The sequence below is a fragment of the Alteromonas gracilis genome (genome assembly GCF_002993325.1).
GTDB classification, from domain to species: domain Bacteria; phylum Pseudomonadota; class Gammaproteobacteria; order Enterobacterales; family Alteromonadaceae; genus Alteromonas; species Alteromonas gracilis.
The window spans coordinates 168,702-182,067 of the sequence record NZ_PVNO01000025.1 but is presented as its reverse complement, the minus strand read 5'-3'; the positions used below and the strand labels follow the sequence as shown (position 1 = coordinate 182,067).

The 13,366-nt window shown below is 43.4% G+C and carries 11 protein-coding genes; 6 read left to right on the top strand and 5 right to left on the bottom strand.

The genetic code is table 11. The features are described from left to right. The first annotated feature begins 5 nt into the window (after positions 1-5). From C6Y39_RS09350 to C6Y39_RS09335, 4 genes are all read left to right on the top strand, one after another. Entirely contained in the window at positions 6-806 is an 801-nt protein-coding gene (locus C6Y39_RS09350) for an enoyl-CoA hydratase/isomerase family protein (RefSeq protein WP_105931005.1), read from the top strand. Next, positions 796-2,808, top strand: a complete 2,013-nt coding sequence (locus tag C6Y39_RS09345) for an acetyl/propionyl/methylcrotonyl-CoA carboxylase subunit alpha (RefSeq protein WP_105931004.1) — start codon at positions 796-798, stop codon at positions 2,806-2,808. The genes C6Y39_RS09350 and C6Y39_RS09345 overlap by 11 nt, the downstream gene beginning before the upstream one ends. A gap of 4 nt (positions 2,809-2,812) precedes the next feature. Beyond that, the gene (locus C6Y39_RS09340; RefSeq protein WP_105931003.1) at positions 2,813-3,709 is read left to right on the top strand and encodes a hydroxymethylglutaryl-CoA lyase; all 897 of its coding nucleotides are present in this window, start codon (positions 2,813-2,815) and stop codon (positions 3,707-3,709) included. 498 nt (positions 3,710-4,207) lie between these two features. Continuing rightward, a complete protein-coding gene (locus C6Y39_RS09335) occupies positions 4,208-5,185 on the top strand; it encodes a transposase (protein WP_105931002.1) in 978 nt (325 codons plus the stop codon). A gap of 4 nt (positions 5,186-5,189) precedes the next feature. Here C6Y39_RS09335 and C6Y39_RS09330 read toward each other — a convergent pair whose 3' ends face one another. Together C6Y39_RS09330 and C6Y39_RS09325 are read right to left on the bottom strand one after the other, a co-directional pair. Then, a complete protein-coding gene (locus C6Y39_RS09330) occupies positions 5,190-6,344 on the bottom strand; it encodes an MFS transporter (protein WP_105931001.1) in 1,155 nt (384 codons plus the stop codon). A 71-nt stretch (positions 6,345-6,415) separates the two neighbouring features. After that, on the bottom strand, positions 6,416-6,946 hold the full coding sequence (locus C6Y39_RS09325; RefSeq protein WP_105931449.1) for an SRPBCC family protein: 531 nt from the start codon (positions 6,944-6,946) through the stop codon (positions 6,416-6,418). A gap of 875 nt (positions 6,947-7,821) precedes the next feature. On the opposite strand from C6Y39_RS09325, the gene glgC reads away from it, so the two are divergent. Continuing rightward, positions 7,822-9,108, top strand: a complete 1,287-nt coding sequence (gene glgC / locus C6Y39_RS09320; protein ID WP_105931000.1) for a glucose-1-phosphate adenylyltransferase — start codon at positions 7,822-7,824, stop codon at positions 9,106-9,108. Between the two features lie 50 nt (positions 9,109-9,158). Here glgC and C6Y39_RS09315 read toward each other — a convergent pair whose 3' ends face one another. Then, a complete protein-coding gene (locus C6Y39_RS09315) occupies positions 9,159-9,962 on the bottom strand; it encodes an alpha/beta fold hydrolase (RefSeq protein WP_105930999.1) in 804 nt (267 codons plus the stop codon). Between the two features lie 70 nt (positions 9,963-10,032). Next, on the bottom strand, positions 10,033-11,355 hold the full coding sequence (locus C6Y39_RS09310; RefSeq protein ID WP_105930998.1) for a spinster family MFS transporter: 1,323 nt from the start codon (positions 11,353-11,355) through the stop codon (positions 10,033-10,035). 170 nt (positions 11,356-11,525) lie between these two features. Here C6Y39_RS09310 and C6Y39_RS09305 point away from each other — a divergent pair, with 170 nt between their 5' ends. After that, the gene (locus tag C6Y39_RS09305) at positions 11,526-12,341 is read left to right on the top strand and encodes an acyl-CoA thioesterase (RefSeq protein WP_105930997.1); all 816 of its coding nucleotides are present in this window, start codon (positions 11,526-11,528) and stop codon (positions 12,339-12,341) included. Between the two features lie 39 nt (positions 12,342-12,380). Here the strand turns inward: C6Y39_RS09305 and C6Y39_RS09300 are convergent, their stop codons facing one another. Next, positions 12,381-13,226 carry an HDOD domain-containing protein gene (locus C6Y39_RS09300; RefSeq protein ID WP_105930996.1) on the bottom strand — a complete coding sequence of 282 codons (846 nt, stop codon included), beginning with the start codon at positions 13,224-13,226 and terminating at the stop codon, positions 12,381-12,383. Positions 13,227-13,366 lie beyond the last annotated feature (140 nt).

Here is a 13,366-nt window from a genome sequence, read left to right as displayed (position 1 = left end):
CGATTATGGAACAGTCAGTTATCTATAGCGTAGATGAAAGAAACGTAGCCACGGTCACATTAAACAGACCAGAAAAGCACAATGCTTTTGACGATGACATGATCAGCGAGCTTACTCGTGTTTTCAAAAAAGCAGCGGAAGATTCGACAGTAAGGGCACTTATTCTAAGGGCTGAAGGAAAAAGCTTTAGCGCTGGTGCAGACCTGAACTGGATGAAAAAAATGGCGAGTTTTACCAAAGAGCAAAACGAAAGTGATGCTTTAGCGCTAGCAGTAATGCTGCAGACACTTTACGAAATGCCAAAACCAACCATTGCCAGAGTTCAGGGAGCCGCTTTCGGTGGTGCTGTTGGCTTAATAGCCTGTTGTGACATTGCCATTGGAAGCAAACTCAGTAAATTTTGTCTAAGTGAAGTTAAGATTGGCCTTATCCCGGCAACCATAAGCCCCTATGTAGTAGAGGCAATGGGAACGCGCGTTAGCCGACGTTATTTCCAGACAGCAGAAGTGTTCTCTGCCCGCCGGGCCCGACGACTGGGTCTACTTAGTGAGTCAGTGACCGAAGATGAACTCGACATTACCATTGATAATCTTTTATCAAACATTCTCAAGAACGGCCCTCAAGCAGTAGCGAAGGCTAAGAGTCTAGTTCAATGGGTGTCATCGCAAGAAATTAACGACTCGCTTCTTTCAGAAACTAGCAAACTTATTGCTGAAGTAAGAACGTCTGAGGAAGGTCAGGAAGGTTTATCAGCCTTTTTAGAGAAACGCAGTGCTTCGTGGGTAGAGGTGAAAAATGATAAATAAACTATTAATCGCAAATCGCGGTGAAATTGCTTGCCGCATTATCAAGACAGCCAACGCTCAAGGTATAAAAACGGTCGCCGTTTATTCCGAAGCTGATAAAAACGCGCAACACGTAAAAATGGCCGATGAGGCTGTTTTTCTGGGGCCCTCACCGTCGAAAGAAAGTTATCTACGTGGCGAATTAATCGTTGAAAAAGCGAAGGAACTCGGTGTGGATGCTATTCATCCAGGCTATGGCTTCCTCTCTGAAAATGCAGAATTTGCGAACCTTTGTGCAAAAAACGATATTATTTTCGTAGGCCCACCAGCTTCTGCTATCCATGCAATGGGGTCTAAATCTGCTGCGAAACACATCATGGAACAAGCCGGCGTTCCTTTAGTGCCGGGCTATCATGGAGATGAGCAAAGCGAGGCTGTCTTAAAAAACGCGGCTGATGACATGGGCTATCCCGTATTACTAAAAGCAGCAGCAGGTGGCGGCGGTAAGGGAATGCGACAAGTCTGGAATTCAGATGAATTCTCGCAAGCGTTAAATGCAGCTAAACGTGAGTCCATGGCGAGCTTCGGCGATGACCATATGCTGGTTGAGAAGTACCTCACTCGACCTCGCCACGTTGAAATCCAAGTTTTCTGTGACACCCATGGTAACGGCGTTTACCTCTTCGAGCGAGACTGCTCGGTTCAACGAAGACATCAGAAAATAATAGAAGAAGCGCCTGCTCCAAATATGTCGCCCTCAATTAGAGAAAAAATGGGCGAAGCCGCTATTTTGGCTGCACAAGCCATCGATTATGTGGGTGCAGGCACCGTCGAATTCTTATTGGACGAAGACGAATCTTTCTACTTTATGGAAATGAACACGCGTTTGCAGGTTGAGCACCCTGTTACAGAGATGATTACTCGCGAAGATTTGGTTTACTGGCAGTTAACCATAGCCGAAGGTAAGCCATTACCTAAAAATCAAAATGAGCTTACATTAACGGGACACGCATTCGAAGCCCGTATTTATGCCGAAGATCCAAGTAACGAATTCTTGCCTTCTACAGGCAACCTAGCGTTACTTCGTACGCCAAAAGAAACCGATGTTGTCCGAGTTGACACCGGCGTGGTTGAAGGCGATGAAGTTAGCGTTTTCTACGACCCCATGATTGCTAAACTTGTTGTATGGGGCGAGAATCGAGAAATCGCATTGAAGCGGTTAATCAGTGCGCTTGGCGAATACTATATTGATGGTGTTAGCACAAACATCGACTTTTTAAAGCGAGTGGCTGCTCATCCTGCTTTCGTTTCAGCTGAACTAACAACCACATTTGTAGAAAAGCATCATGATTCCTTGTTCAATTCAGACGCAAGCAATTACACCCACGTAAATACACCTGCGATAGCGTTACTAGCATTATTGCACAGAAAGAAAAATGCCAAGGGTTTAGAGAAGACTCCACCTGTATGGTCAGCAGCAGGGGCTTGGAGATCGAATAGTCAGCATTGTGAATACTTAACGTTACTATGCGATCAGCAAGAAATCCTTGTTGAAGTTCAACACCAAAATGATGGAGTATCCTGCGGCTTCCGATTAACCATAGGCGAAAACACTTATAATGCAACGGGTTCGATTGCTGGTGGCGTTCTACAAGCCACCATTGATGGCTATAAAACCACATATTCATTTTCTGATAATGATGGTCAATATACTCTATTTAACAAAGACACCCATGCCAAGTTCAGCGTTATCTCTCCTTCGCTGGGCGACGACAGTTCCTCAGATGCTGATGCGAACTTTAGCGCTCCAATGAACGGGACCATTGTTGCTCATTTAGTAGAAAAAAATCAGCCTGTTGCTAAAGGCCAACCTATCTTGGTAATGGAAGCAATGAAGATGGAGCATAGTATTACCGCCCCCTATGACGGCTCAGTTGAAGAATTCTTCTTTCAGCCAGGGGAACTAGTTGATGGAGGTTCGACCTTATTAGCTTTTTCTTCGAAAGAAGCTGAAGAGGGCTAACGGCATGTTTCCAAAAAAAGTAAGCATTGTTGAAGTTGGTCCACGTGATGGCTTACAAAATGAAAAATTGGCGTTAACTGCCGCTCAAAAGATTAACCTTATTGAGTTGCTCTCAGATACAGGTTTAGAACGCATAGAAGCCGGAAGTTTTGTATCACCTAAATGGGTGCCTCAAATGGCCAACTCCGATGAAGTTTTCAAGGCATTGGATGCTCAAGCAGGGGTCCAATATTCGGCTCTAACACCGAACCTCAAGGGGCTAGAAACTGCGATTGAGGCAGGAGTTAGGGAAGTAGCAGTCTTCGGCGCTGCATCTGAGTCGTTTTCACAGAAAAACATCAACTGTTCAATCAGCGAAAGTTTGAAGCGTTTCGAGGCCGTTTTCAGCATGGCTAAAGAAAACGACATAAAAGTTAGAGGCTATGTTTCGTGTGTGATGGGCTGCCCTTACGAGGGTGAAATTTCCCCCGAAGCGGTGGCAGAAGTAAGCAAATCTCTGATTGACATGGGATGCTATGAAGTGTCTTTAGGCGACACAATTGGTGTGGGTACACCATTAAAAACACGTCTATTGCTAGAGAGTGTATTGAAAGAGATCACCATCGATAAGCTAGCAGTACATTTCCATGACACATACGGACAGGCACTCGTCAATTTATATACTGCTTTAGAGTATGGCGTATCAACTATTGACTCCGCTGTTGCAGGCCTTGGCGGCTGTCCGTACGCTAAAGGAGCAAGCGGTAATGTGGCTACTGAAGATGTGCTTTACATGCTTGATGGCATGGGTGTCTCTACAGGAGTTGATATGAAAGCCTTACTCAGAGCCTCTTCATATATCTCTGACATATTGGGACGTGCGCCTATTTCAAAGGCTGCTAATGCCCTTCTTGCGAAATAATTACTCGAGGCTGCGTGTATGAAAATACACGCAGCTCGTTTGACTAACAACTTATAAACGCGACCTTCAAAAAAACTCTGCAGAAGGATAAAAAGACACCCAATACAAATTTACTTTGTTTACATGACATCCATCCATAATTTTCTAGATGTATCTCTGCTACAAATAGATTTGGAATAACTACGTATCAGACACCAACCTTTTTGTCTGAAAGGAAAAGAGACGATATTACGCTGGGTGTCTTTGTGACTTATCTTTTGAATAACTATTCTTGCGTTGGATGTCTTCGTAATTTATTCGTAATTTACCTCCAATCTACGCCTTAAATATTCCTATTTGCTTCTTCTTACTGAACCTCTCAAAAGTTAAAAATACAATGGGTGTCTTCATTGTTGCTTATCTCTTTACACCTGCACGTAAACAGTGCTTTCAGTCAGTTCACAAGATGCACTAAATGTTGATATGGTCGTGCGACCGTAAGCTTTTTGACAAGATAAAATGGCTCAAAGTAGAAAATCTCTAATAAGTCTTGAAGACACCCCTTATTATCACTGCATCTCACGGTGCGTCCGTCGAAGCTATCTTTGTGGCTATGACGCAAAAAACGATGTTAGCTACGAACATAGAAAGTCGTGGGTGGAAAAAAGACTTTTGTTTCTAAGTACAATATTCGCGATCGACATTTGTGCATATGCCGTGATGAGTAATCACGTGCATATAGTGCTATGCGTTGACAAAAAAGCTGCCTGTTCCTGGTCTACAGACAATGTGCTAGTGCAATGGCATAAAATGCATAAAGGAACCCTGCTTACCAGGAAGTATTTAAAAGGTGAATCGGTAAGCGAGAGTGAATTAAAAACAATAGAAAACACTGCTGAAATTTATAGGAGAAGGCTTCACGATATTAGTTGGTTCATGAGGAACCTTAATGAATATATTGCCAGGAAAGCCAACGCAGAAGATGACTGTACAGGCCGATTTTGGGAAGGCCGATTTCGTTCTCAAGCCCTGTTGACGGAAAAGGCGTTATTGTCGTGCATGGCCTATGTCGATTTGAATCCAGTACGAGCAAAAGTAGCTACTAATCTACACGATTCGTTACATACTAGCATAAACAGGAGGCTGCGCTACATCGCTAAAAGTAAACGTATAAAAGGGCTCATACCGCTTAAAACTATCGCCACCGTGAACCCTAGTCGCACCATTAATTTTTCTTTGACAGATTACTGTGCGCTTCTAAATTCCTCAATAGAAATGATGAGTGACAACTCTTCAGATTCCAAGGTAATGAAACTCAATAATAGGTTAACGAAGCTTGGTATTAATCAAGGTAAGTGGCTCCAAATGATCACGACCTTTGAAGACACGTTCTCTTTTGCCGCGGGAGACCGCGAATCCATGGAGCTCTTCAAGAAAAGTACGAACAGAAAGAGAATAGCAAAGCTAGAATCAGCAGCCTCTTGTTTAGGCGGTTAGACTGCTACTTTTCATTAGGTAGTATGACCGTTGCTAAAATCGCTAGCACAAGCATTACCGCCATTATGTAGACGACGGTAAAAGATAGAATAGATGTCAAAGCTGCGTAAAGCGCGCCGAAACCTAATAGAATGAGTCCTATTGCCGTGTTAGAAAATCCAACGAGCTCGGTTCTTTCGTGACCCTCCTTCACATCCAAGCTATATGTTTTCCTTCCTGTTCTCACTCCCGCATGTGCTATTGATAGCACGAAAAACAAAAAGGCTGAAATGAAAATAGACGTTGAATCTAGGGTGAGAAGCCCTACACATGCAAATAAAGCGAGAACTCCAGAAAGCTGAAGTGTGAGCTTTGCACTCTTATCTGCAATTTCACCCCAGATTATGGATGATAACAGCGCTGCGAGTGCTTCAGCGCCAATATAAATTGGCAACAATTCCTGCACATCTCCGTCGCGTTCAATCATGAAGTAAGGGGCGACCAACGCGGAATGGACGAACAATCCTCTAACAAAGATAAATTTATAAACGGTAGAATCGAAATCAACACTAAAGGTGTCGCGTGACTTATCACCGGTATCTACACGTGTCCTGATAGGCCACACGCAAATCAAAGTAGCTGCAAACGAAAGTAAACTTGCACACAAAATTACTAATAGCATATTTGAAGAAAGTGCGCCTTCAAAAACAACTAATGGGATAGCAATGCATAGCGTTACCAGCCCTGAAATTGTCGAAGCGATGCCAATTAAATTACCTCGCTTACCCTTTTTCGCAACGTCCGCCTCAATATCTTTGACTGTTAAAGAACACGCTGAACGACCAATACTAAGAATAATAAGAGACAGTAACACCCCCGCTCCAGCCGTAAATCCAGAAAATAGAGTTACAGACGCTATAATGCCCATTACTGAGGATGCTTGGATGAACATGCCTAGACGCCAAACCTTGTGTCTTTCCGCATGATTTCGAAGATAAACACTGATAAGTACTTGAGGTAAAAGTGCGCCAGACTCCCTTATTGGAACAAGCCAGCCAATCATCCACACAGGAGCTCCTACACTGACTAGAAGTGCTGTAAGCGTTGTTTTGGCGGAAATTAAAAGGTCGGCTAATTTGTTGAGCGATAAGCCTGAGATGAGTCGGTTTTTTTGATTCATAGTTAGTTAGCGTTGACTCTTTGTCACTAATACTAGGTGACGTTCTTTTGAGATCAGATTGAGACGTTTATTCAGCTCTTTTCAGCAAGGATTTTTAGATTCTCTAACCCCATCTCGAAGTCTGGACCAATCATGCCATCCATCATCAGAGCGAAGTAACGATTAATAGGGTTATTATCTACTGTGCCTTCATCACGCCAAGTAACGATAGAACCGTTAGAGGTAGGCTTTATTTCTACCGCCCCATTAGAGCCCATGTCAAAATCTGGAAAGTAAAGACGATAAAGAACTCGTCTGTTATGCTCTAACTGGGTAATTTCCATTTCACCGTTTCCCTCAGTTTCACTTTTCCACTCAGATCGCATACCTATAGCTCTATCGGGTCCAGAAAATTCGAGCTCCATATTTGGATCTCGTTTGAACCATACTCCCCACTTGCTCCATTCCTTTAAGTCAACAACATACGGATAAATTTCAGATGGTTCTGCATTAATAACAATCGTTCTTTCGACACTGTAATCTTTAGAAATAAAGAAACTTGTGGCTACAAACAGTGTAATTAACACGCCTACTAACACTAAAAGTTTTTTCAATGCACTCATCTGAGAATCCCGATCAAAGCCAACCGCCCAAATATAACATTTGATTAACATTTGTCACCTATAGATTAGTGTCTTTAGCGCACACATTGACCTAATACTCTTGGCTAGACACCCAACCATAGGTCTTCATTAAAGGTATCAATAATAAAATTAGCCGTATTTAGTAAAGAATGACTTCAGCTGTAAGCGCACCTGACCGACTCGTTGCCCAAAAGATGCGCTAAACGTTGTCGATTAGAAAAGATTTTCAGGAATCAGAATATTTTTGAGACTCTACGGTCGATATCGTTTCATTGCATTTCGCTAAGCTGATGAGCAATTAACTTTAGTTTATGAGGTTGATTGCCTTATTTTATTGGCAAAGGCTGCTAGGTATAGTGGATTGAGCGGCTCGCTAAGACTGAATGCTGCATTTTTACGCATTATTATCTTGGGTGTCTTGGTAAATATTATTTTGTAAGTGGTCAGTACCAATTCAAAATATTCAAGCTTCTATTAGATGTCTTGCTTGCACATTGTTGGGTGTCTTGCTTAAATTTTTCCATTTTTGGCTAAATTTCTTAAAGAGAAAACTGACACTGTCAAACATTGAAGTGGATGTCTTTGTATGGAGTGCAGTCAAACATTAAGATGGGTGTCTTTGTACGGAGGGGCTCACTGCCAAAAACAAAAATTTAAATAAATTTACTATTTCATCACAAAGGTTATAAATCACACTGTCATTCTAAAATATCTTGTGTAATATGAAGTTATGTTATTAAAAAGCCCTTCAATCAAGGGGTTCAATGTATAGCGCTATCAATCGCAACACTTCGCTTTCTTTTTATATTTCTATCGATATTCAACTATCGCTTTTTGACAGGAGTTTATAGGAAATGGCAGATCAGAGTTCACGTTACATCAGTAACTTAACACGCGATACTTATGCGCTTATCCTCGCCGGAGGTAAAGGGTCTAGGTTGCACGAACTCACCACTTGGCGTGCTAAGCCAGCACTTTACTTTGGTGGTAAATTTAGAATAATCGACTTCCCCCTTTCGAATTGTGTTAATTCAGGCATTAGGCGAATAGGTGTTGTCACTCAATACAAGTCTCACTCTCTCATCCGGCACTTAGTCAGAGGCTGGGGGCACTTCAAGAAAGAGCTTGGTGAATCCGTCGAAATTTTACCCGCCTCTCAGCGTTTCTCAGACAACTGGTACGAAGGTACTGCCGACGCTGTTTTTCAGAATATCGATATAATTCGAGATGAACTTCCTAAATATGTGATGATACTATCCGGCGATCACATCTATCGAATGGACTACGGCGACATGCTGGCTAAACACAAGGAATCAGGTGCTAAAATGACCGTTTCTTGTATGTCAGTACCCGTTGAAGAAGCAGCGGGCGCTTTTGGCGTAATGTCAGTAGACGAAAACTACCGCATTATCGGATTTGAAGAAAAGCCTGCCAACCCCACTCCACTTCCCAATGACCCGTCTCGATGCTTGGCCTCAATGGGTAATTACGTGTTTGATACCGAGTTTCTTTTCGAACAGCTACGCGTAGATTCCGAAAACATGGGTTCTCAACGGGATTTTGGTAAGGATATCATTCCATCTATCATCGCTGACCACCCCGTATACGCGTTCCCCTTCGAACAGAGCGGTAGCGACAACGCTTATTGGCGAGACGTAGGTACAATAGACTCTTTCTGGGAGGCCAATATGGAAATGGTCGCACCGGTTCCGCAACTTAATTTATACGATAGAAAATGGCCAATTTGGACTTATCAGGAACAGCTGCCACCTGCGAAGTTTGTCTGGGAAGACCATGACAGAAGGGGCGAAGCAATTAATTCTGTGGTTTCAGGTGGCTGTATTATTTCTGGTTCCACACTGCGTTCGTCTATTTGCTTTTCTAACGTTAGGGTTCACTCTTACGGCCTTATTGAGGACGCTGTGATCCTTCCCGATGTTGAGATTAAACGTCACTGTAAGTTGAAGAAAGTAATTATCGACCGCGGTTGCGTGATACCAGAAGGCACCACCATTGGATACGACCACGAACAAGACAAAGCTCGTGGTTTCCGCGTATCAGAAAAAGGCGTGGTTCTTGTTACAAGAGAAATGCTTGGACAACCCGTTGGTGGCCTAAGCCCCACTAAAAAGTCTGATTAAAAAGCCATAACCTTGATTTTGGCGCATTTGCGCCAAAATCAAGGTTCTCTCTAACAATTCCATTGTGTAAGGGTTTCTTTGATAAAAGCGGCAACCCTTTCTGGGTGTTCTAGAGGAAACATATGCCCGCCATCCAAAACAACGTGCTCAATATTGTTGTGCTTCATTAATCGAGCATACATTTCTGGTCTACATACCTTACTTGTACTGCCTGTTGCTAAAATCGCCGGGCATTTTAACTTCCCTCTATACTTGCCAAGATTATGCGGTATATTTCGAAAAAGCGCAGCCTCAACATCAGCTTTGAAGGTGAGCGATATAGCGTCTCCTTTTTCTGCTGTTACCGACTTCACGTAGTCTCTTACACACCGCTTGTCCATATCTCTGAACAAGGCCTTGCCATGAAAATACGTAACCATATCGGTACTTTTTGGCCAACTCGTATTTCGTGTTTGCGCAAGCTTAGCTGGAGTAAGCTTATTTATCAGAGGCGTATACTTGGCAAATCTAAAAAAATAACTAAGCGGGCCTACCACCAAAGGCGGATCAAACAAGATGATCCCCCTAAACAACTCTGGTGCTTCGCAAGCTGCCATGTAAGTGATGACGGCACCGAATGAGTGGCCTACCCCAAATACACCGCGAGGGTCTTTGTTTTCTTTTTTTATGTGCTTAATGAGCTCTTGGACTTGGTTTCGCCAATTACCGTTAACTGGCAGCTTTGGATCATGGCCAAAACGCTCAACGTGCAAACGATTAAAGTTATCAGGCAGTGCGGAAAACATCGCATTATAACTTCCCGCGGGAAATCCATTTGCATGGGCAAAGTGGAAACTTAAATCAGTCGAAGACACCGAAGACTCCCTCAAATATAAACAAATAAGGGGCTTAAAATCAGCCCCTTAGAAGAAAGTGATGATAATACTACAAGCCCCTTGCTTCTGCCATTTCCCAGTCTTTTACTATTTTAGTGCTCGTCCACAAAAATACAGCAATAGAAATCGCATAGGGTATCACTAGGTAAATAAGTGCTTGCCTAAGCGCTTCTGTTTCACCCAAAGAAGGAACCAGAGCCTGACTGATAATACCCGTAAGTGTAGGTCCACCACCCAGCGCAATAATGTTGAGAACAAAGAAAAAGAGCGCTGTAGACATTGCCCTTACGTTCAGCGGCGCAAGGGTTTGCGCCATCGCAAAACTAGGGCCTAAGTAAGAGCCACTGGTAAATAGCAGCAGCGCCATTAATGCAACCGACATCCATAAATCTTGTACTTGAAGAGACATGTAGAATGCGGGAACACCAATGATCAACGCAATAGCAGGAAGTAACGCGTACGCTTTTTTATTGTGTTTCCCCCAACGGTCGGCAATATAACCACCTAACCAAACACCAAGGGCATAAGCGGTACCGTTAATAATACCGAACACGATGAGCAGCTGTGTTATATCTAACCCCGCAAAAGCTCGCACATAATAATCAATGACCCATGTTGAAATTGCGTAGTTTCCGAAAGAACCAAATGAAATACCCAGCGCCATTCCCCACCAAGTAGGTATTCTAAGCAAGGTTTTTAGCGACGACTTTACACTTGGTTTATTGGCTATGTCATCGCTTGGCGCAGATGCCGTTCTGGAAGGTTCTTTCACTGTAAGCTTGAGTAATATAGCAAGGATAACTCCTGGGATGCCCACACTGTACATAACGGTACGCCAGTCAGCCGAGCCTCCTTGCAAAAAGAAGGCAGAGGCGAAAAATGCCAACATAACGCCAAAGGGAATACCTAACGAATAAATCGCAAGTGCGCCCGCCCTCTTTTCTTTGGGAAACAGGTCTGAAATGATGCTGTGCGAAGGAGGGCTACCACCCGCCTCTCCTATACCCACGCCAATTCGTGCAATAGCTAGCTGCATGTAGTTCGCTGCTAAGCCCGATGCAGCGGTAAACCCGCTCCACAATGTGAGTGAAATAGCGATAATATTAACGCGGCTGTAGCGGTCAGCAAGCCATGCAATGGGGATCCCCATTACCGTATAAAGAAGGGCAAAGTAGATCCCCTTTAGCCACCCTAATTGGGCATCATCTAAGCCTAAGTCGGCCTTAATAAAGGGGGATAGGATGCCAATAATCTGTCTATCGATAAAATTAAAAGCGTAGACCAAGGTCAATATGAATAAAACGTAGTTCCGGTAACTTCTAGATACCCCAGCTTCTGCAGCAGGAACACCTTCAACGTGAGTATGGGCCATAACAGTCCTTTTAAGTGACGATATCCCCAGTCTACGCATCAGGTAAAAAAATAGACAACTAATTGTTACTTATTTGTAAACATAACGAAAATTACTAAGTCAGGCTTTCCGTCCGACAGCGCTTAGGGTACGATTATATTTATACAACTCATCAGACCAGACAAGTAAGCATGACAGTAGACGAATTGCTCAATATTCCTCAATTATCACAAACATCTGACAATACATGGCGCGTTGATGGACTCGTCATTCCGAAAACATGGGGGCAAGGCCGCACTGCATTCGGCGGTATTTCTGCAGGTATGCTATACACAGCGGTAAAGCAGCAAGTTACTGATAATCAAGTGTTGCGCTCTTTCACCACTAATTTTGTTGGGCCCTTGTCACTTGAAGCGCCCTTTTCCATAGAGGTTACGTTACTCAGAACGGGTAAAAACGTTTCTCAATTCACCGCTCATGCGACTCAAGAAGGCAAAAGCTGTGTTTTTTCTCAAGCGTGTTTCGGTGTTGCTAGACAGTCTGGCATTCGTGTTGAAAATACTGAGAAACATGACATGCCGCTTCCTACTAAAGCTAAATTCATTCCGCAAATTCCAAAAGTTACGCCTAAGTTTTTGCGCTATTTTGATTTAGCCATAGAGGATGGCGGTATTCCTTTCACCCGCAGAAAAACGAGTCACTACCACGGATTTATGCGTTTTAAACACGCTCCAGAGGCTATTACTGACGCTCACATAATCACCATGATTGATGCGTGGCCGCCAACGCTACTTCAAATGATGAAGTTACCTGCTCCAGCGAGCACGGTGAGCTGGAATTTAGAGTTTATTCATCCTCATAAAGCCGTAAGCCCAACGGACTGGTTTGGGTATAAGGCGCATACTCGACAAGCGGCTGACGGGTATGGGCACACTGAAGCGACGATATGGGACAAGGACAATGAAGTGATTGCAATTAGTAGACAAACCGTAGCTGTATTCGACTAACAGCTACGCTTTCCCTTGAAGCGCAATGTGCGCTTCAAGTTAATACAACATAAACGCGTTAGGATTAAACAAGGATATAACTGAGATACACTGTAGATTAGTGATATCTAATGCATCTTCCAAATCCTCTCGGTTTAATGAAAGCGCTTCATGCTGTTCGGGCTTTAGATTGTGATAGCTTGGATATATCTCAGGGTTAACGTTATCAAGGGCTAAAACGTAAGAAAGCTGTAATATCTTATCTTCAATGCCTTCTGCGTTCTCATCTCCCTTATGAATGTTAGCAATGGGGGTATGTATAGAGCTAGGAATGCCCCACTTTTCGATGAGCTTCGCAGACAACTCCGTGTAGGTAAAACCAAGAACACCAAACTGCAACTCAGATGGACTAACGCGAGTGTTAAAAGCCTGACATCGTGTCGCTGATTCTGGCAGTAACGAAACCGTTACTAACTCACCAATATTATGCAGTAAACCAGCTACAAAAAGACGTTCCGGCTCGCGTATATTGCGCATGTCGGCAAAGTACTTGGACAAGAGTCCGCACGATACACTCTGTTCCCAGAATTTATCTAAATCAACTAATTGACCGTCGATATCACTAAATGCCTGACTCACGCCATAGGCGAGCGCCAGATCATAAGTGGAACGCGTACCCACAACTTGAATAGCTCGAGTCACCGTATCTATTTTGTTTGGAAACCGATATAACGCAGAGTTTGCAACCCGCAGCAGTTGGGTCGCTAGTGAGGGGTCGAAAGCAATAATATCGCCGATGTCATCGATACTTGAAGCTTCGTCATCCATACAAGCTTTAAGCCGGGTAACCGAGTCTGGTAAAACGAAGAGATTTTCCGCCTTCGAAACTAGTTCTTCTAAATTCATTCGTGCACTCTCATTAATGCCGCCCTTGCCAATGTAGCGTTCAAGGCACCTCCATTCGCCTTCTTTGTTTAGGTATAGGCTTAAAAAACGGGTTGGTCAACAACTACCCTCTAGTAAAAAAGTATGATTTCCATAGATAT